This is a genomic window from Streptomyces sp. NPDC107471 (genome assembly GCF_055582845.1).
Genome location: NZ_JBVJPC010000007.1, coordinates 157844 through 176307, shown reverse-complemented (window position 1 = coordinate 176307; position 18464 = coordinate 157844). Strand labels below are relative to the sequence as shown.

Annotated in this window: 17 protein-coding genes and 2 tRNA genes; 14 read left to right on the top strand and 5 right to left on the bottom strand. The window is 70.7% G+C overall.

Annotation, left to right across the window (positions count from 1 at the left end):
• Positions 1–59: 59 nt before the first annotated feature.
• On the bottom strand, positions 60–278 hold the full coding sequence (locus ACZ66S_RS24295) for a hypothetical protein (RefSeq protein WP_469903621.1): 219 nt from the start codon (positions 276–278) through the stop codon (positions 60–62).
• A 293-nt stretch (positions 279–571) separates the two neighbouring features.
• Here ACZ66S_RS24295 and ACZ66S_RS24290 point away from each other — a divergent pair, with 293 nt between their 5' ends.
• On the top strand, positions 572–1024 hold the full coding sequence (locus ACZ66S_RS24290; RefSeq protein ID WP_469903620.1) for a hypothetical protein: 453 nt from the start codon (positions 572–574) through the stop codon (positions 1022–1024).
• A 156-nt stretch (positions 1025–1180) separates the two neighbouring features.
• Entirely contained in the window at positions 1181–1333 is a 153-nt protein-coding gene (locus ACZ66S_RS24285; protein WP_170068264.1) for a hypothetical protein, read from the top strand.
• Between the two features lie 60 nt (positions 1334–1393).
• On the opposite strand, the gene ACZ66S_RS24280 is transcribed toward ACZ66S_RS24285, so the two are convergent.
• Both ACZ66S_RS24280 and ACZ66S_RS24275 read right to left on the bottom strand, forming a co-directional pair.
• Positions 1394–1954: a CGNR zinc finger domain-containing protein gene (locus ACZ66S_RS24280; RefSeq protein ID WP_469903619.1), complete on the bottom strand. Its 561-nt coding sequence runs from the start codon at positions 1952–1954 to the stop codon at positions 1394–1396.
• A gap of 209 nt (positions 1955–2163) precedes the next feature.
• Complete coding sequence (locus ACZ66S_RS24275) at positions 2164–2577, bottom strand: SsgA family sporulation/cell division regulator (RefSeq protein WP_004002642.1); 414 nt, start codon at positions 2575–2577, stop codon at positions 2164–2166.
• Between the two features lie 191 nt (positions 2578–2768).
• Between ACZ66S_RS24275 and ACZ66S_RS24270 the strand changes: the two genes are divergently transcribed.
• The 7 genes from ACZ66S_RS24270 to ACZ66S_RS24240 all read left to right on the top strand — a co-directional run bounded on the left by ACZ66S_RS24270 (position 2769) and on the right by ACZ66S_RS24240 (position 10509).
• A complete protein-coding gene (locus tag ACZ66S_RS24270; RefSeq protein ID WP_469903618.1) occupies positions 2769–3230 on the top strand; it encodes a TIGR02611 family protein in 462 nt (153 codons plus the stop codon).
• Positions 3231–3492: 262 nt separating this feature from the next.
• Positions 3493–3564, top strand: a tRNA-Val gene (locus ACZ66S_RS24265).
• Between the two features lie 383 nt (positions 3565–3947).
• Positions 3948–5237, top strand: coding sequence for an extracellular solute-binding protein (locus ACZ66S_RS24260; RefSeq protein ID WP_469903617.1), 1290 nt, complete (start codon positions 3948–3950; stop codon positions 5235–5237).
• Between the two features lie 14 nt (positions 5238–5251).
• Positions 5252–6208, top strand: a complete 957-nt coding sequence (locus ACZ66S_RS24255) for a carbohydrate ABC transporter permease (RefSeq protein ID WP_469903616.1) — start codon at positions 5252–5254, stop codon at positions 6206–6208.
• Positions 6205–7077, top strand: a complete 873-nt coding sequence (locus ACZ66S_RS24250; protein WP_469903615.1) for a carbohydrate ABC transporter permease — start codon at positions 6205–6207, stop codon at positions 7075–7077. The genes ACZ66S_RS24255 and ACZ66S_RS24250 overlap by 4 nt, the downstream gene beginning before the upstream one ends.
• Positions 7078–7087: 10 nt before the next feature.
• The gene (locus ACZ66S_RS24245; protein ID WP_469903614.1) at positions 7088–7681 is read left to right on the top strand and encodes a hypothetical protein; all 594 of its coding nucleotides are present in this window, start codon (positions 7088–7090) and stop codon (positions 7679–7681) included.
• 92 nt (positions 7682–7773) lie between these two features.
• Complete coding sequence (locus ACZ66S_RS24240) at positions 7774–10509, top strand: exo-rhamnogalacturonan lyase family protein (RefSeq protein WP_469903613.1); 2736 nt, start codon at positions 7774–7776, stop codon at positions 10507–10509.
• A gap of 67 nt (positions 10510–10576) precedes the next feature.
• Here ACZ66S_RS24240 and ACZ66S_RS24235 read toward each other — a convergent pair whose 3' ends face one another.
• Complete coding sequence (locus ACZ66S_RS24235) at positions 10577–12979, bottom strand: SCO7613 C-terminal domain-containing membrane protein (RefSeq protein WP_469903612.1); 2403 nt, start codon at positions 12977–12979, stop codon at positions 10577–10579.
• 84 nt (positions 12980–13063) lie between these two features.
• On the opposite strand from ACZ66S_RS24235, the gene ACZ66S_RS24230 reads away from it, so the two are divergent.
• Positions 13064–13510 carry an SRPBCC family protein gene (locus ACZ66S_RS24230; RefSeq protein WP_469903611.1) on the top strand — a complete coding sequence of 149 codons (447 nt, stop codon included), beginning with the start codon at positions 13064–13066 and terminating at the stop codon, positions 13508–13510.
• Positions 13511–13549: 39 nt separating this feature from the next.
• Positions 13550–13621, top strand: a tRNA-Val gene (locus ACZ66S_RS24225).
• A gap of 53 nt (positions 13622–13674) precedes the next feature.
• On the opposite strand, the gene ACZ66S_RS24220 is transcribed toward ACZ66S_RS24225, so the two are convergent.
• Positions 13675–14400 (bottom strand): exonuclease domain-containing protein, encoded by a 726-nt coding sequence (locus ACZ66S_RS24220; RefSeq protein ID WP_469903610.1) that lies wholly within the window; start codon positions 14398–14400, stop codon positions 13675–13677.
• A 190-nt stretch (positions 14401–14590) separates the two neighbouring features.
• Between ACZ66S_RS24220 and ACZ66S_RS24215 the strand changes: the two genes are divergently transcribed.
• The 3 genes from ACZ66S_RS24215 (at position 14591) to thrS (ending at position 18447) form a co-directional block, all read left to right on the top strand.
• On the top strand, positions 14591–15157 hold the full coding sequence (locus ACZ66S_RS24215; RefSeq protein ID WP_469903609.1) for a DUF4365 domain-containing protein: 567 nt from the start codon (positions 14591–14593) through the stop codon (positions 15155–15157).
• Positions 15154–16380 (top strand): serine/threonine-protein kinase, encoded by a 1227-nt coding sequence (locus ACZ66S_RS24210; protein WP_469903608.1) that lies wholly within the window; start codon positions 15154–15156, stop codon positions 16378–16380. Before ACZ66S_RS24215 ends, ACZ66S_RS24210 begins: the two co-directional genes overlap by 4 nt.
• Positions 16381–16470: 90 nt before the next feature.
• On the top strand, positions 16471–18447 hold the full coding sequence (gene thrS, locus ACZ66S_RS24205; RefSeq protein WP_469903607.1) for a threonine--tRNA ligase: 1977 nt from the start codon (positions 16471–16473) through the stop codon (positions 18445–18447).
• The last annotated feature ends 17 nt before the right edge of the window (positions 18448–18464 follow it).

Here is an 18464-nt window from a genome sequence, read left to right as displayed (position 1 = left end):
GCACCGGGCATGACCTGCGCCACCGACGCGTCCTACGGCGGCCGCCGCACCGGTACGCCTTACGCCGGCCGCTCGATCGGTACGTCCTGCGCCGGCCGCTTCATCGGTACGGCCCACACCGGCAGCCGCACCGGTACGGCCCACACCGGCAGCCGCACCGGTACGGCCCACACCGGCTGCTTTACCGATACGGCCCACGTCGGCGGCCGCACCCGTACGTCCCACCCCGGCCACTCACCGGCACGCCCCACGCCGGCCCCCTCACCGGTATGCCCCACGTCGGCCGCCTCCTCGACACCCCATGCCGGTCACCTCCCCGACACCCCACGCCCGCCACCTCCGCACCACGCCTCACACCGGCCGCCTCACCGGCACGCCCCCTGTCGGACCGCCTCACCGGCCCGCCCCGCGGAGTCCGCCTCACCCCTCCCCCCGACCGGCACCTGCGGAGGAGGCGACCCGGAGATGTCCCTGATGTCCTGCCGGGGCATGGCCCGGTGGGGGTCGCGAGGTGCAGGATGGACAGGGACGAAGCGGTACGTTGCCGATCGAAGCCTGCCTGGAGGACCGGATGATTGCCGAGACCGTCTGTTCCGCCGTCGCCGCGGCCGGCCTGGGCATCGCGGCGGTCACCGCGTACCGCAAGCGTTTTCTCGCGGCCACCCGTATCGCCGCCTACTCCCTCGTCCCGCTCGGTCTGGTGATGACCGGCGTCGTGGACTGGCTCGCGGACACCGCCTTCAGCCCGACCGCGTGGGCCGGCTTCGGCGTGCTGGGCCTGTCGTGGGTGCTGTTCTCGACCACCCGCGCGGTGGAGCGCCGTCGCGGCGGCACCCGCAAGGAGCGCAGGGCGGCGGCCCGTGGCGCCCAGCAGGACGCGGTGGCTCCCACGGCCTCGGCGCCCTCCCTCGGCCCGGCCGCGCGGACCCCGGCCACCCGCCCCGCGGCCAAGCCCAGGACCACCGAGTCCGCAGGGGACGACTTCAGCGACATCGAGGCCATCCTCAAGAAGCACGGCATCTGACGGTCGGGCGGCGAACTGAAACGTTCGCAGGGAGACCGGCACCGGACCCCAAGTGATCACGACTCGAAACGGACATCACGGAATCCGGCGAACTCCCGCTCATTCCGGGCGTGTTGATCGCGCAGGGGGCGCGGACTGCGCCATCATCGCCGCGAGATGCTGGACACGACACAGAGCGATACCGCGCCGCCTCAGGACGAGCCGCGTGGATGCCTCTTCGCCCTTTCCCAGCCACCGCTGATGATCTTCCTTGCGGTGATCGGGTGTCTGCTGCTCATGGCTGCGCTGCACGATCTGCTGCTGCTCTGAGCCGTACCCGTGGGTCCCCGGCGCCACCCGCCGGGGACCACGTTCACAGCCAGCTCGGCCTCAGCCGGCGGCCTCCTTGCGCCGCGCCCGGTAGGCGGCCACGTGGAGGCGGTTTCCGCAGGTCCTGCTGTCGCAGTAGCGCCGCGAGCGGTTGCGGGACAGATCGACGAAGGCCCGTCGGCAGTCGGGCGCCTCGCAGCGCCGCAGCCGCTCCTGCTCCCCGGCCACCACGAAGAACGCCAGCGCCATCCCGCAGTCGGCCGCCAGGTGGTCGGCGACGGAGGCGCCCGGCGCGAAGTAGTGCACATGCCACTCGTAGCCGTCGTGGTCCGTGAGCTGGGGCGTGGTCCCCGCGGCGGCGACCAGGTCGTTGATCAGCGTGGCGGCGGCCCGGGCGTCCGGGGCGGCGAACACGGAGGCGAACCGCCCGCGGATCTTGCGCACGGCCGACAGGTCGAACTCCGAGAGCACCCCGACATCGCTGATCTCGTGGTTTCGCACGAACTCCGCGAGCGCCGCTACATCCGGCAGCGCGTCCGGCGACGCGTCGTCCTCCGGTGCGGTGTTCACCAGATCGACCACGGTGTCGAGTGCGCACCGGGTGTCGTGGGTGATCAGCACGATTCGCTCCCTGGCCTGGGGGTCGGGCGGACGCCCGCCGATGCTGGCCGATGGTAATGGCTCGTCGGGCCTCGGTGCCGGGCCGCACGACAGGCGCCGTGGCTGCGGAGCGCTCCGCAGCCACGGCGCCTGTCGTTCCCTATGCGGTTGTACCTGCCCGAGCCGTCTCCCCGAGTGGACGGCGCCGGGCGGCTCTGTGCGCCCTCGCCCTAGCTTTCCGCCAGGATGTGCGAGAGCTCCTGATCCAGATCGAAGTGTCGGTGCTCCGTGCCCGGGGGCACGGCGGCGTCCGTCCGCTTCAGGAAGGACTCCAGGGCCCGCGCCGGGGCCTCGAGCAGTGCTTCTCCCTCCGGGGAGCTCAGGGCGATGCAGACGACGCCCTGACCGTGGCTGCGCGACGGCCAGACTCGGACGTCGCCGGTTCCGGTGGGCCGGTGGAGGCCCTCCGCGAGGAGGTCGCGGGCGAACACCCACTCGACGGTCTCCTCGGCTCCGGTGTGGAAGGTGGCGTGCACGGCGTAGGGGTCGGCCGTGTCGTACCGCAGGCCTGCGGGGACAGGCAGGGAGGACTCGCTCGACACAACGAGGCGCAGGTGCAGCTCGCAGCTGACCGTGGTGTTCATAAGCGCCAGGGCCTTTCGCTCAGTGTGCGCTCGGGGATTCGCACGTCGGCGAAATCGACATGCCACCTACGGTGCCGTTGTAAACCCCTCTGAGTGTTTTGCGTGTGTTTACGTAACTCTTCCGGCCGAGGGTCCCTTGCGGAGGTACGACCATTCCGGTGACCGGTTTCTCTCCGGTAGGGTTCGGCTGTATGAATACGGGGAGTGACGAGGCGCGCGAGGTCGCCGTGGCACCTGACGGGCAGACCGGCGAGAAGTCGGACGGGGCGCACGACGAGCAGGGACTCGGGTCGAGAGCGCCGGAATTCATCAAGTCGCGGCGGCTGCTGCACCTGAGCTGGCAGGTCCTGGTCTTCGTGATCGGCCTCGCGGTCGTGGTCGTCGGCATCATCATGCTGCCGCTGCCGGGACCCGGCTGGGTCGTGATCTTCGGCGGTATGGCGATCTGGGCGACGGAGTTCGTCTGGGCCCAGCTCGTGCTCCGCTGGACCAAGCGGAAGGTGACCGAGGCGGCCCACCGCGCCCTCGATCCGAGGGTCCGCCGGCGCAACATCATCCTGACCTCGATCGGCCTGGTGATCATCGGCGTGATCCTCGGGGTCTACCTGTGGAAGTTCGGCTTCGAGATGCCCTGGAACATCAAGGACCAGTGAGGACCGGGTGCGGGTGCCGCACCTGTCACTGCTGGTCACGGGTGCGGTGACATCCGGCACCGGGGGCTGATCCCGACGGGCGGTTCCCGGTCACGTCGGGGGAGGTGTCCGGCCCGCCTCTCCGGGACCCTCGCGGGCGGTCGCGTCCATCGGGAGACCCGTGGCCCTCACCGGCGGCCCAGAGCGTTCGGATCCTCTGTGTCACGCCGTGGGACATGGCGCGGGGCACCGGCTGACATGGGGTAATGTTCTTCCTGCGTCCGGGCGATTAGCTCAGTGGGAGAGCGCTTCGTTCACACCGAAGAGGTCACTGGTTCGAACCCAGTATCGCCCACCCGGACCGACGGCCCGTCCGCGATCTCGCGGACGGGCCGTCGGCGTGTGCGCGGACCGGTGTGCGACCCGGGCGTCGCGGGTCCCGCCGCGCGTGACGGTCCGCGGAGCCCCTCCTCGCCGCCCGTCCTTTTCCGGCCGTCCGCAGATGTCGTACGACTGCCTGCGTGCTGTTCGATCGGTCGATCCCGCGGCTCTCACCTGGGGTGTCGTCAGTTCTCCGGTGGCGTGCGCCGGTTGGAGGCGCACCGTTCTCTCACCACACTCTCAATAAATTCCTGTCCGAATCATTGACGCACCTCCGGGGCCTCCGTAGCTTGTGCCAGCAAGCGCTTACTTGAAACGATTCATGCAGGCGGCGACGCTGCGGGGAGGGACCCGACTGTGGGAACCAGCAGGAATGTTGAGAGGCGAACCATCCTGAAGGCGGCCGGGGCTACAGCGGCGACGCTGGGGCTGGCCGCGACGACCGGATGCGGTGGTGACAGCGGGAGTTCCGGAGACGGGACCGTGACACTCCGTTATGCGTGGTGGGGTGGCGAGCCGCGCACCATCGCCATCAAGAAGACGATCGCGCTCTTCGAGAAGAAGTACCCGAAGATCAAGATCAAGTCTGAATTCACCGACTACGAGGCGTTCTGGGAGAAGTTCCAGACCCAGGCCTCCGGTGGTAATCCGCCGGACGTTTTCCAGAATGCGGTCGGTTTCCTCCGCAAGTACGACCAGCGCGGTGTTCTGCTGGATCTCAAGCAGCAGGCGGACGCCGGGAATCTGAGCCTCGACAACTTCCGCAACGGCGTTCTGGCGAACGGTCAGGTCGACGGCAAGCAGATAGCCGTTCCGGTCGGTGCCAACACCATGTCGCTCGTCATCGACCTCAAGGCCTTCGAGAAGGCGGGCGTGGAGGCGAAGTTCGGCTGGACGTGGGACGAGTACTTCGCCGCCCTCCAGACGATCCAGGACAAGCTGAAGATCGCCGGTGACACCGGCTACTTCAGCATCATGTACCTCTACGACCTGTATCTCCGTCAGAACGGCAAGGCCTTCTTCACCGACTCCGCTCTCGGCTTCACCGAGGACGATCTGACGCAGTGGTGGACGGACGGCTACAAGCGCGTCAAGTCCGGGCTGGTCGCCGACCCGAAGAAGATCGAGCAGGTCAAGCCCAAGTCCGGTCTCTCGGCGGGCCTCGCCGCGTCCGAGTTCACCTGGGACAACTTCTCCATCCGCTACGAGGGCGAGGGCGAGTCGGACTACGGGCTCGCGCCGATCCCCACCACGGACGGCAAGAACACCGGCCAGTACCTCGGTTCGCTGATGCTGAGCGCCTTCTCCGGGACCAAGCACCCCAAGGAGGCGGCGCAGTTCATCTCCTTCATGGTCCACGACCCCGAGGTCGGCAAGATCATGGGCTACGACCGCGGCATCCTCGCCACGACCGAGCAGTACGACGCCTTCAAGCCGACCGACGCCAACAACAAGGGTGTCGCGGCCTACGAGGACGAGGTCGCCCAGGCCGGGGTGCTTGGGAAGATCACCCCGCACCCGTCCGGTGCCGATGTCATCGAGGCGGCGTTCCTGCGCCTCGGCGGTGAGGTCGCCCAGGGCAAGTCCAAGCCGGCCGACGCCGCCAAGTCGCTGTTCAGCGAGGCCAAGGCCGCGTTCGCGGGCTGAGGGGACGTACCACCATGACGCTCGTCAAGGAAGCGCCCGTGCGCCCGGCCGGGAAGCGGCCCGCCGCTCCCGTCGCCGGGCGGCGCGGGCGGCGCCGCGAGAACCTCGCCGGCTACCTCTTCATGTCGCCGTGGATCGCGGGATTCCTGCTGCTCACGGCGGGGCCGATGATCGCGTCGCTGTACTACGCGTTCACCCGGTACAACCTGTTCACCCCGCCCGAGTGGGTGGGCTTCGACAACTTCACCACGATGTTCCAGGACCCGCGCTGGCAGAAGTCGGTGGAGGTCACGCTCAAGTACGTCGTCGTGGCCACCCCGCTGAAGCTGCTGCTGGCGCTCGGCGTCGCGCTGCTGCTCGCGCAGAGCCGGCGCGGGCAGGGCCTGTACCGGGCCGCGTTCTACATGCCCTCGCTCATCGGCGCCAGCGTCTCCGTGGGCTTCGTGTGGCGGGCGCTGTTCTCCGACGACGCGATCGTGGACCGTACACAGAAGATCTTCGGTGTCGACGTGGGCGGCTGGATCGGCAACCCGGACTACGTCCTTTACTCCCTGGTGGCCCTGAGCATCTGGCAGTTCGGGGCGCCGATGGTGATCTTCCTGGCCGGTCTCAAGCAGGTCCCGCGGGAGCTGTACGAGGCCGCCGAGGTGGACGGGGCCGGCCCCTTCCGCAGGTTCTGGAACATCACGCTGCCGATGATCTCCCCGGTGCTGTTCTTCAACGTGCTGCTGGAGTCCATCCACGCGTTCCAGGTGTTCGGCTCCGCGTACGTCGTCTCCGACACCCGGTGCGGGCCCGCCGACGCCACCCTCGTCTACACCTGCTACCTCTACCAGAAGGGCTTCAAGGAGGCCCAGATGGGCTTCGCGGCCGCGATGGCCTGGACGCTGGTGGTCGCGGTGGCGCTGGTCACGGCGGTCCTGTTCTGGTCGCAGAAGAAGTGGGTGCACTACGAGGAGGCCGCCAAGTGACCACCGTGACCAGCCCCGTCGTGCGCACCGCGAACGAGCGGCGGCGCTTCGGATCGATCGCCTGGCACCTCGGCGCGCTCGTCATCCTCGCGGTCATCCTGTACCCGGTGGTCTGGGTGCTCGGTGCCTCGTTCAAGCCGAGCAAGGACATCATCGCCAGCATCGACCTGCTGCCCGCCAAGCCGGTCTGGGCGAACTTCTCCGGCCTCGCCGACGGCATCTCCGGCATCTCCGTCGGCAGCTTCTTCATGAACTCGCTGCTGTACGCGGGCCTCGCCGTGGCCGGTGTCGTGCTCTCCAGCTCGCTGACCGCGTACGCCTTCGCCAAGATCCGCTTCGCCGGGCGGAACCTGCTGTTCACCATGATGATCGGCACCCTGCTGCTGCCGTACCACGTCCTGCTCATCCCGCAGTACGTGATGTTCCGCAAGCTGGAGCTCGTCGACACCCTGGTGCCGCTGGTGGCCGGCAAGTTCCTGGCGACGGAGGCGTTCTTCGTCTTCCTGATGGTGCAGTTCATGCGCGGGCTGCCGCGCGAGCTGGACGAGGCCGCCAAGCTCGACGGCTGCGGGCACCTGAGGACCTACTGGTCGATCGTGCTGCCGCTGTGCCGGCCCGCCCTCATCACCAGCGCGATCTTCACCTTCATCAACGCGTGGAACGACTTCATGGGGCCGTTGATCTACCTCAACACCCCCTCCAAGTACACCGTCTCGCTCGGTCTGATGATGTTCCGCGACCAGGAGGGCGTCTCCAACTACGGCAGCATGATCGCGATGTCGCTGGTGGCGCTGGTGCCGGTCATCGCCTTCTTCATGGCCTTCCAGCGGTATCTGATCGACGGTATGGCGACCTCCGGACTGAAGTGAGGCGGTCAGCGTGGCGCAAGCACGTGTGAAGGCCCGTAAGGCGTCCGTGTTCGGCGGTGAGCGCTTCGCGGTCTTCGCCGAGTCCCTGCTCACCGGGGTGTGGATCGCCGTGGCCTGCCTCGGCGTGGTCACCTGTCCCGCCGCCTTCGCCGCCGGCGCCCGGCATCTGCGGCGTCGCACGAGCCATCAGGCGGGCGGCTGGCGGGAGTTCGTCGCGGACTTCCGTGCGGCCGTGCGCCGCGGATGGCTCGTCGGGGTCGCCGGGTGGGCCGCTGCGGCCGCGGTGTGGGTGGACGTCCAGGCCGCGCGGGCCGGCATCCCCGGCGGTCCGCTGGTCGGGGCGGTCGGGCTGTTCGCGCTGATCGGCCTCGTGGTGGCCGGGCTGCGCGCGGCGGCGGTCTGGACGCCGGACGCGTCCTGGCGCGCGCTGTTCGCGGACGCCGTACGCCGAACCCTGCGCGACCCCGCCGGGTCCTTCCTGATCGTCACGGGCCTCGCCGTCGTGGCCCTCTCGGCGGGGTTCGTCGCGCCGCTCGCGGTCCCGGTTCTCGGGGCCGTCGCGGCGGCGGCCGTGGCCGTGGAGGAGCGATACCGGCGCCGCTGACGGGCGGCGCTCTCAGCACTAGGTCGGCGCCCTCGGCGTCGTACCTCTCTCTGTCATGCCCCTGACCAGCCTGTCCATGGAAAGGAATGGCCATGTCCCCCATCCCCCGCAGGTCCATCCTCAAGGCGGCGGCCGTCGCCGGTGCCGCCGCGCAGTTCAGTTGGGCGCTGGGAGCCAAGGACGCGCAGGCGGCGCCCGGAGCCGCCGAGGCCGACGACTCGCCCGTGACCCTCAACTGGCTGGAGGACGGCGGTCTCGGTGCCGCGCCCGGCTCCACCGTCGGTGTCCCCTGGCCCAAGGGAGTCCACCAGGAGGGCCAGAAGTTCGCGGTCACGGACGCCGACGGCAAGGCCGTGCCCGTGCAGTCCTGGCCGATCGCCTACTGGCCCGACGGATCGCTCAAGTGGACCGCCCACGCGGTCAGTTCGGGCAACGGCAAGCTGTCGTTGAGCGCCGGTGAAGCCGCCGTGCCCGACAAGAAGGTCACCGTCGACAGGAGCGGCGGCGCGATCACCGTTTCCACCGGCGTGATCACCGCGAGGATCGGCACGTCGGGCGCCACCCTCGTCGAGTCGGTCACCCGCGGCTCCACGGAGATCGCCAGGAACGGCCGGCTGGTCCTGATCCGCCAGCCCGAGATCGAGGACGAGGACCAGGGCGCGGTCAGGACCGAGCGGTTCGAGGGAGCCGTCTCCGAGGTCACCGTCGAGCAGTCGGGCCCGGTCCGCGCGGTCGTCAAGATCGACGGCAAGCACCGCAAGGGCAAGCGGAGTTGGCTGCCGTTCTCGATCCGCCTCTACTTCTACGCGGGCGCCGACTCCTTCCGCATGGTGCACACCGTCACCTACGACGGCACCCAGGAGCCCGGCAAGGCGAGCGGCGACTTCATCCGCGGCCTCGGCGTCCGCTTCGACGTGCCGATGCGCGACCAGTCCTACGACCGCCACATCCGCCTCGGCGGCGAGGGCACCGGCCTGCTGCGCGAGGCCGTCAAGGGCATCACCGGACTGCGCCGCGACCCCGGCATCGCCGTGCAGGAGGCCCAGTACGCGGGCCAGAAGCTGCCCGACCCGGCCACCTGGGACCAGCGGGTCACCACCCGGCTCCAGTACATCCCCGAGTGGGGCGACTACACCCTCTCCCAGCTCTCCGCCGACGGCTTCACCGTGCGCAAGCGCACCAAGAAGGGACACGGCTGGATCGGCGCGGGCGGCGGCCGGCGGGCCTCCGGCTTCGGCTACGTCGGCGGCGCGAGCGGCGGACTCTCCTTCGGACTGCGGGACTTCTGGGAGCGCCACCCCTCCCAGCTCGACATCCGCGACGCCCAGACCGACGAGGCCGAGGTCACCCTCTGGCTCTGGTCGCCCGAGGCGCAGCCCATGGACCTGCGCTTCTACCACGACGGCATGGGCCAGGACACCTTCGCCGAACAGCTCGAGGGCCTCAACATCACCTACGAGGACTACGAGCCCGAGTTCGGCACGCCCTACGGCATCGCCCGCACCTCGGAACTGCTGTTCTGGGCCAACGAGTCGACGCCGACCCCGGAGGTCCTGGCCGAACAGGTGGCGGCCGTACGGGTGTTGCCGCAGCTCGCCGCCCCGCCCAAGCAGCTCATCAAGGCGAAGGTCTTCGGGCCGGGCCTCTACTCCGAGCCGGACCGCTCGACCCCGGCCAAGGCGAAGATCGAGGACCACCTCGACTTCCTCTTCACCTACTACAAGGACCAGGTGGAGCAACGCCGTTGGTACGGCTTCTGGGACCACGGCGACATCATGCACACCTATGACACCGTCAGGCACCAGTGGCGGTACGACATCGGCGGCTACGCCTGGGACAACTCCGAGCTCTCGCCCGACCTCTGGCTGTGGTTCGCGTACCTCCGGTCGGGGCGCGCGGACGTCTTCCGGTTCGCCGAGTCCATGACCCGGCACACCGGCGAGGTCGACGTCTACCACCTGGGCCAGTGGGCCGGACTCGGCACCCGGCACGGTGTGCAGCACTACGCCGACAGCGCCAAGCAGCAGCGGATCGCCAACACGACGTACCGCCGCTACTACTACTTCCTCACCGCGGACGAGCGGGTCGGCGACCTCATGCACGCCAACGTCGACTCCGACGAGACGTTCCTCGTGCTCGACCCGCTGCGCAAGGTGCGCACCGACCCGTACACGCCCGACCGGCACGCCCTGTCGGTCGGCTTCGGCACGGACTGGAGCGGGCTGGTCTCGGCCTGGCTGACGGAATGGGAGCGCAAGGGCCCCAAGTGGGAGAAGGCCAGGGCGCGCGTGCTGTCGACGATGGAGGGCATCGCCGCCCAGCCCAACGGGTTCGTGCAGGGCAGTGGCCTGTACGACCTCGACACGGGCGAGTTCGCGGTGGCCGCGACGCCGGTGGTGGGCGTGTCCCACCTGTCCGCCGTGTTCGGGCTCAACGAGCTCTGCGCGGAGCTGATCGACCTGGTCGACATGCCGAAGTTCAACGAGGCGTACTTCGACTACTGCCGTTACTTCAACGCGACCAAGGCGGAGCAGGCGGCGCGCTACGGGTCCAACTTCGGCTCGCTGCTGCTGTTCCAGGGACACTCACGGCTCGACGCGTACGCCGCCGTGCAGACCGGGGACGCGAAGCTCTCCGCCCGCGCGTGGGACAAGTTCTACAACTCCGACGGCTACAAGGAGTCGGCGCCCTGGAAGACGGAGGCGCTGAGCGGGCCGGTCGCGTTGGTGGCGGGCAGTGAGGCGGCCTGGGTGTCGACCAACGACACGGCGCTGTACGGGCTTGCCGCCATCGAGAACCTGGCATTGCTCGGGGACAAGATGCCGTAGGGGTACGGGTCGTGGGGACTGCGCGTCCGTCGTGGCCGGTCGCGCAGTCCCCACGACCCTGGTGGGGTCAGTGCAGGCTGCCCAGGAACTCCCGCATCCTTCGGGCGTCCCTCAGGCGTCGCTCGTACGTCGCCCCGAGCGCGAGCAGGAGCAAGCCGGCCAGGGCCGGGGGTACCCAGCGGGGGAGGGCGTCCGTCACCTGGACCAGGTAGGGGGCCAGTTCGTGCAGGGCGTCCAGGAGCAGTACCGCGCCGCCCAGCAGGAGCGGGGCCTGGAGGTGGTGGCGGGCGCCCGCGAGGGTGACCACCAGGGCTGCCAGGCCGAGCAGCAGGGGGCGCGTCCAGTGCGGGTCGCCCCAGGCCGCGAGGAGGCTCGGCACGAGGGTGGCGGCCAGACCGGGGGCGTACGCCGTCCAGGACGAGGTGTGCGGGTCGCGGCGGTGGCGCAGGGCGCCGACCAGCAGCGCGGGGATCGTGACCGGGAGCGTGTACGCCTCGGGGGCGCTCACGTCCCAGGCCGCGAGGCGCACCCAGGCGGCGAGGACGAACAGGGCCGCGGCCGCGTAGCCGACAGGGCGGCGGTCCGCACGGATCGCCCTGCCCGCAGCGATCACTGCGCACAGGGCGAGGACCGTGGCGAGCAGGGGCAGGTCGCCGGCCGCCAGCGCGATCGCGAGCAGCCCCGCCGCCGCTCCGGCCGCCTCCACCGGCACGGTGGCCTTGGCGTCGCCGAGGCGCCCGGCGAGGAGGGCCGCGGTCGCGGGCACCACCAGGACCAGCAGGGCGGTGTGCGACGGCGACCAGTGGGCGGCGGCTCCGGTCGCCGCGGCGAGCGCGGTGCCGCAGGCCAGGGCGGCCGGTGCGGTGAACGGGGCCAGGCGCCAGGAGGCCGCCGTGAACAGCGCGACCAGGCCGCCGAGCACGACGAGCGTCGCCGTCTGCGAGGCGAGCGCCGACAGGGCGAGGCTCGCGGAGGATCCGAGCGCCAGGATCAGGGCGGTCAGGCGCTGCCGCGGGAACACGACGGCTGCCGCGAGGACGCCCGCCGTCGCGACGGCCTGGACCAACAGGGCGATGACGTAGGGGAGTTCGAGCACGGCGGGGAGGGTAAGGGCGGTCGCCCAGGTCAGGCCCAGCGCCCCTGACAGGGCCCGCGGACGCCAGGTCGCCTCCCGTACCGCCAGGACGAGCACACCCGCGACGGTGGCCAGCACCAGGGGCGCCGCCTCCGCGTACGGCGGCCAGGTCACGTCCACGGTGACCGCCGTACGCGCGTCGGACGGAGCGCCGGTCCACGCCCGCGAGGTCCAGGCGAGCGGGCCCAGCAGGACGACCCCGACGACCGGCAGAGCCCACAGCAGGGACAGCGCCTGTACGGCCGCGGAGGCCCAGGCCAGACCCCGCCGTACGGTGTCCGGCAGCCGGTCGAGCCGCAGCGCCGCCAACAGGGCGACCGCGAAGGCCAGATGGGCCGGGACCGTCCACACCGCGGGCAGCAGCGACCGTGCCGTGCCGCCGAGCGCGGCCACCGCGAGCAGTCCGGCGGTGACGGCGAGCCCGAGGGCCTGACCGTTCACCTCCGCGGGACGGCCGGCGCCGTCCGCCGGTCCACGGCCGCCGCGCCAGCCGGCGGTCAGCGCGATCGCGCCGGCGAGGAGAAGGAGCGCCGCCGCACGGGCGGCGGCGCTCGGGCCGGAGGCCGACCAGGTCAGCCAGCCGGCGGCCAGCACGCCCCAGGAACCCGTTCCGTACGCGCCGATCGCGGCGACCACGCGCAGGGACCCGGACGTCATCCGGAGCGCCAGTACCGTGTCGGCCGCGGCCGTCACCAGGAGCGCGGCCGTCAGCCCGTACGAGCCCGCATCGGCCGCCATGGCCCAGAAGAACAGCGGGAGTTGGGCCGCGACCACGGCGGCGGGGCGGGGCAGACGCAGCTCGGCGGTGCGCGGCAGAAGGCCGTACGCCGCCCAGAGCCCCGCCAGCAGGGCCGAGGCGACCGCGGTGTACGGCGCCCCGGGGGTCCCCGGGAACACGGCCCCGTGCAGCGCGACCGCGTCCAGGACCGTCAGGGCCAGGCCCAGACCCGCCACCGACTCGGCCGTCGAGCGCAGCCCGCGCCTGAGCAGCGGGAGCGGTGCGGCGAGCGCGGCCGCCGTGACCGCGCCGAGCACCACGGAGCGGCCGGCGATTCCCAGGTGTCCCCAGCTCACCAGGGTGAACACCATCGCCGCGACGGTGAGCAGGACACCGCCGAGCACCAGCAGGACGTTCTGCACGCTCGGTGCGCTCGCCTCGGGACGAGGCGGTGCGGCGGGGGTCGGGCCTGACGGGTGCGGCGCCTGCCACTTCGACTGGAGCGCGGCGACCAACCAGGCCCGGCGGGCCAGCAACTGGGCCCGGCGGGCGTCCAGTTGCCACAGCTCGGCGTCGAGGAGCCGCAGCTCCTCGGCCGGGGGCGGGATGTGCGTCATGCCCTGAAGTGTGGGCTGGGTCACGCGGCACGACATGAGTACACGTACTCAGAACGTACTCGTATCCGATGCCAGACTCTCCCCATGGACTGGAGCCGATACCGCTTCCGCAGCCTGTGGTCCCTGCCCGCGAAGCCCGCCGTCGTCTACGACGCGCTGGAGCGTGCCGAGGAGTATCCGCGCTGGTGGCCCCAGGTGCGCGAGGTGCGCAGGATCGACGACACCAGCGGTGTGATCACGATCCGCGCCGTGCTGCCGTACGACCTGGTCTTCACCGCCCGCGAGGTGCGGCGGGACCCGGCGGCCGGGGTGCTGGAGATCGCGATGAACGGTGATCTCGACGGCTGGGCGCGCTGGACGATCACCGCGGACGGGGACGGCAGCCTCGCCCGCTACGAGCAGTTCACCGAGGTGAACAAACCGCTGCTCCGCCGCTTCGCCGTGCCCGGACGGCCGGTCTTCCTGGCCAACCACCGCTGGATGATGCACGCCGGACGGCGCGGGCTGGTCGCCCACCTGGAAGCGGTTTGAAGGAAGCCCGCGGGGCCCTGTATTGTTCAGTGCGTTCCCGGGCGATTAGCTCAGTGGGAGAGCGCTTCGTTCACACCGAAGAGGTCACTGGTTCGAACCCAGTATCGCCCACCCGGAAAGGACCGGCCTGCATGCGCAGGCCGGTTTTTCGTGTCCGGGGTGCGTCAGGCCGCCGCGGGCAGATCCGGGCGCAGTGGCCACGCCGGGTCCACCGACTCCTCCGAGCCGCTGCGCGCGAACCAGGCCTGCAGGCCCCGCGCCTGGGCCGCGTGCCACACCGCCTGGAGGCTGTGCAGCTCCGTCGGCTCCAGCCGCTCCAGCCGGGCGGCGAACCGGCGCCCGATCGCCCGTACGACATCCAGCGCGGCCTGGGCGTCGGCGGCGGCGTCGTGCGCGCCGTCCAGCGTGACGCCGTAGTGCTCGCACAGATCCGTCAGGGTGCGGCGGCCCTTGCGGTAGCGGTCCAGGTGCTTGTCGAGGACCCGGGGATCCAGCACCAGCAGCGGCGCCGGATCCAGCCAGCGGTCCAGCGACGAGGCGCGGTGGCGGCGCAACTCCCGGTCCAGGACGGTCAGATCGAACGGCGCGTTCATCACCACCAGCGGACGGCACGCGGCCGCCTGCTCCGCCAGTGTCTCGGCTATCTCGAACATCACCGGCGCCGGCCAACGGCCGTTGCGCTGGAGGTGCTCGTCGGTCAGCCCGTGCACCGCGGTCGCCCCCGCGGGCACCGGCACACCCGGGTTGACCAGCCACCGGCTCACCCGTGGCCGGGTGCCCGCCGCGTCCTGGACGACGACAGCGGCCGACACGATCCGGTCGGTCTCGATGTCCACGCCGGTGGTCTCGGTGTCGAAAGCGGCCAGGGGCCCTTCGTACCAGCACGTCATAGCTTCAACCCCTCGTTCACCCACGGCAGTCTGACGCACCGTCTTCTGCCCGTTTGGTGATACCCGGGCTGTTTGCGACGTACGCCGGAAGGACACAACAGGAGTGCGGGTCTTTGCAGTTCAGCGGCCCGGTGTGCGATTCCTGTGGCCCGTGTGCGGGCATGTCACTTGGCTGGGAAGGCTGTTGGTCATGGCGATAGCGCAGCCCGAGCGGGGCGGGCTGCTGCCCGAACGCACGAGCCCCCTTCGCGGCACGCTCGCCACCACCGCCTGCATGGAGACCCTGCAGGTGGGTTATCTGCACGCCGTCGCGGCGGCGGCCGGCTGCTCGTTGTCGCAGCCCTTCCCCGACAACGGCATCGACTGGCACGTCAGCCACGGCTCGCCCGGACACACCGTCGACGACGAGGTCACCATCAAGGTGCAGCTCAAGTGCACCTACCAGGTGGCCCCCAACCCGGCCGGGCGCTTCTTCTCCTTCACGCTCGACAACGACCACCTGCGCAAGCTCGCCCGCACCCCGGTGTCCGTGCACAAGATCCTGGTGGTCATGCTCGTGCCCCGAAGCCAGGACGACTGGCTGCGCGCCGGCCACGACCGCCTGGACCTCAGACACTGCTGCTACTGGGTCAACCTGGCCGGCCACCCCCTCACCGGCCGGACCCGGACCACCGTGCGGATCCCCACCAACCGCATCTTCGACGACCGGGCCCTGTGCGAGATCATGACGCGGGTCGGGACGGGAGGCAGACCATGACCCACCGCCCGCTGGAGGAGCCACTGCGCGCGGTGCGCCCCCACCCGGAGGCCCACTGGGACCGCCCGCCGAGCCCCGACGAGGTCGACCCCGCCGTCCTGAGCGCCCTGCTGCACCGGCACGGCTGGCAGCGGCGCGGCGGCGCCCCCGGACGCTACGGCCGCTGGACCCCGCCGGGACCCGGCGGCGGCGGAACCAGCCTGCTCGTGCCCGAGAGTCGCGCCTTCCCCGACAGCGAGGACCTCCTCGGCGACGCCCTCGTCGCCCTCTCCCGCAGCGGCACGCCCTCCGCGCGTGAGGTGCTCGTCGCCCTCGCCGTGCCCAGCGACGAGATCCGCTGGTGGCGGGACGTCCCGGCCGGCCCCGCCGACGCCACGCCCTGGACCGTCGAGGAGCACCTGCGCGGCGCCGCCCGCCAGATGCTGCTCGCCGGCGCGCTCGCCACCCGCGCGCGTGCCGGCTACTACGGCGCCCGCTACCGCCGTACGGCTGCCGCGTCCCTCGACACCGTCCTGGTCGGCTCCGCCGCCGGTGGCCGCCGGCTCACCGCCTTCGTGCCCGTCGGCACCGCCCGCCCGCTCGCCGTCCGCCTCCACCAGGCGCTCTGCGCCACCCGCGAGGCCATCGACTACCAGCGGGCCACCGGCGGCATGGACGCCTTCGACGGGGCCGTGGAGGCAGGCGTGAGCCGGGAGCTCACCGAGGCGCTGATCGCCTTCGTACGCGGTACCGAGGGCGCCCGTGTCGCCGTCGAGTGGGCACCCGCGGCCGGGGTCCCCGACGGGTGCGCGGCCGCCGCCGAGGCCGTCGAGTTCTCGCCCGGCGACCTGCCCGTGCTGCGCGAGGCCGGGGCCCGCTTCCTGCGCGAGGAGCCCCCTGTCGCCGTGCGGATCACCGGCACGGTGGTGCGGATGCGCAGGTCGGGCCCGCGCGGCGACGGGTCGGTCCGGCTGCGGGTGATCGCCGGCGCCGAGATACCGCACCTGCGGCTCACCCTGGACGAGGAGGCGTACCGCATCGCCGGGCACGCCCACCTCGTCGGACTGCCGGTCCGGGTGCACGGCAGGCTGGAGAGCCGCGGCGGTTTCCGCAGGCTCACCGGGGTCACCGACGTCGTGCCCGTCCAGGTGGACGAGGCCGAGCGGGACCGGCTGATGAAGTCCCTCCAGGAGAATCTCGACTTCTTCGAGGAGGCCTGCGAAGGGTCCTGCGAGGGGGACTGATTTCGCGGAGGTGGGTGCCGGGTCGGTACGATCCCCTATTGCGCGCGCTCCCGGTATGGCGCCGCACCCACCTTCAGTCAGGAGAGACCGGTGTCAGACGTCCGTGTGATCATCCAACGCGATTCCGAGCGGGAAGAGCGCGTGGTGACGACGGGCACTACGGCCGCCGAGCTCTTCGCCGGCGAGCGCTCGATCGTCGCCGCGCGCGTGGGAGGCGAGCTCAAGGACCTCGCGTACGAGCTGAGCGACGGCGAGACCGTCGAGGGCGTCGAGATCTCCTCCGAGGACGGTCTCAACATCCTGCGCCACTCCACCGCGCACGTGATGGCCCAGGCCGTTCAGGAGCTCTTCCCGGAGGCCAAGCTGGGCATCGGCCCGCCGGTCAAGGACGGCTTCTACTACGACTTCGACGTCGAGAAGCCGTTCACGCCCGAGGATCTCAAGGCCATCGAGAAGAAGATGCAGGAGATCCAGAAGCGGGGGCAGAAGTTCTCCCGCCGCGTGGTCACCGACGAGGCCGCCCGTGAGGAGCTCGCCGACGAGCCGTACAAGCTCGAACTGATCGGCCTCAAGGGCTCGGCCTCCTCCGACGACGGCGCGGACGTCGAGGTCGGCTCCGGTGAGCTGACGATCTACGACAACCTCGACGCCAAGTCCGGCGACCTGTGCTGGAAGGACCTCTGCCGCGGTCCGCACCTGCCGTCGACCCGCGCGATCCCGGCCTTCAAGCTGATGCGCAACGCGGCCGCCTACTGGCGCGGCAGCGAGAAGAACCCGATGCTCCAGCGCATCTACGGCACGGCGTGGCCGACCAAGGACGAGTTGAAGGCGCACCTCGACTTCCTCGCCGAGGCCGAGAAGCGCGACCACCGCAAGCTGGGCAGCGAGCTCGACCTGTTCTCCATCCCGGAGCAGATCGGCTCCGGCCTCGCCGTCTTCCACCCCAAGGGCGGCATCATCCGCCGTGTGATGGAGGACTACTCGCGCCGCCGTCACGAGGAGGAGGGCTACGAGTTCGTCTACACCCCGCACGCGACGAAGGGGAAGCTCTTCGAGACGTCCGGGCACCTGGACTGGTACGCCGACGGCATGTACCCGCCCATGCAGCTCGACGAGGGCGTGGACTACTACCTCAAGCCCATGAACTGCCCGATGCACAACCTGATCTTCGACGCGCGCGGCCGCTCCTACCGCGAACTGCCGCTGCGCCTCTTCGAGTTCGGGACCGTGTACCGGTACGAGAAGTCGGGCGTGGTGCACGGCCTCACGCGTGCGCGTGGCTTCACGCAGGACGACGCGCACATCTACTGCACCCGTGAGCAGATGTCGGAGGAGCTCGACAAGACGCTCACCTTCGTCCTCGGCCTGCTGCGCGACTACGGCCTGACCGACTTCTACCTGGAGCTGTCCACCAAGGACCCGGAGAAGTTCGTCGGCTCCGACGAGGCCTGGGAGGAGGCCACGGAGACGCTGCGCCAGGTCGCCGAGAAGCAGGGCCTGCCCCTCGTGCCCGACCCGGGCGGCGCCGCCTTCTACGGCCCGAAGATCTCCGTCCAGACCAAGGACGCGATCGGCCGCACCTGGCAGATGTCGACGATCCAGCTCGACTTCAACCTCCCGGAGCGCTTCGAGCTGGAGTACACCTCGCCCGACGGCTCCAAGCAGCGCCCGGTCATGATCCACCGCGCGCTGTTCGGCTCGATCGAGCGGTTCTTCGCGGTGCTCCTGGAGCACTACGCGGGCGCCTTCCCGGCGTGGCTGGCCCCGGTCCAGGCGGTCGGCATCCCGATCGGCGACGCGCACGTCGAGTACCTGGAGAAGTTCGCGGCCGCGGCCAAGAAGAAGGGCCTGCGGGTCGACGTCGACTCCTCGTCCGACCGGATGCAGAAGAAGATCCGCAACGCCCAGAAGCAGAAGGTGCCCTTCATGGTCATCGCGGGCGACGAGGACATGGCGGGCGGCTCGGTCTCCTTCCGCTACCGCGACGGCTCGCAGGAGAACGGCATCCCGTTCGACGAGGCCATCGCGAAGATCGTGAAGGTCGTGGAGGAGCGGACGCAGGTCTGATCCCTGCGCGGCGGGGC

What these genes read in the sequence shown, in the direction of transcription:
- ACZ66S_RS24290 (WP_469903620.1), top strand. Translation starts at nt 572, where the DNA reads ATGATTGCCGAGACCGTCTGTTCCGCCGTCGCCGCGGCCGGCCTGGGC.
- ACZ66S_RS24285 (WP_170068264.1), top strand. Translation starts at nt 1,181, where the DNA reads ATGCTGGACACGACACAGAGCGATACCGCGCCGCCTCAGGACGAGCCG.
- ACZ66S_RS24275 (WP_004002642.1), bottom strand. Translation starts at nt 2,577, where the DNA reads ATGAACACCACGGTCAGCTGCGAGCTGCACCTGCGCCTCGTTGTGTCG.
- ACZ66S_RS24270 (WP_469903618.1), top strand. Translation starts at nt 2,769, where the DNA reads ATGAATACGGGGAGTGACGAGGCGCGCGAGGTCGCCGTGGCACCTGAC.
- ACZ66S_RS24255 (WP_469903616.1), top strand. Translation starts at nt 5,252, where the DNA reads ATGACGCTCGTCAAGGAAGCGCCCGTGCGCCCGGCCGGGAAGCGGCCC.
- ACZ66S_RS24240 (WP_469903613.1), top strand. Translation starts at nt 7,774, where the DNA reads ATGTCCCCCATCCCCCGCAGGTCCATCCTCAAGGCGGCGGCCGTCGCC.
- ACZ66S_RS24235 (WP_469903612.1), bottom strand. Translation starts at nt 12,979, where the DNA reads ATGACGCACATCCCGCCCCCGGCCGAGGAGCTGCGGCTCCTCGACGCC.
- ACZ66S_RS24230 (WP_469903611.1), top strand. Translation starts at nt 13,064, where the DNA reads ATGGACTGGAGCCGATACCGCTTCCGCAGCCTGTGGTCCCTGCCCGCG.
- ACZ66S_RS24220 (WP_469903610.1), bottom strand. Translation starts at nt 14,400, where the DNA reads ATGACGTGCTGGTACGAAGGGCCCCTGGCCGCTTTCGACACCGAGACC.
- ACZ66S_RS24215 (WP_469903609.1), top strand. Translation starts at nt 14,591, where the DNA reads ATGGCGATAGCGCAGCCCGAGCGGGGCGGGCTGCTGCCCGAACGCACG.
- ACZ66S_RS24210 (WP_469903608.1), top strand. Translation starts at nt 15,154, where the DNA reads ATGACCCACCGCCCGCTGGAGGAGCCACTGCGCGCGGTGCGCCCCCAC.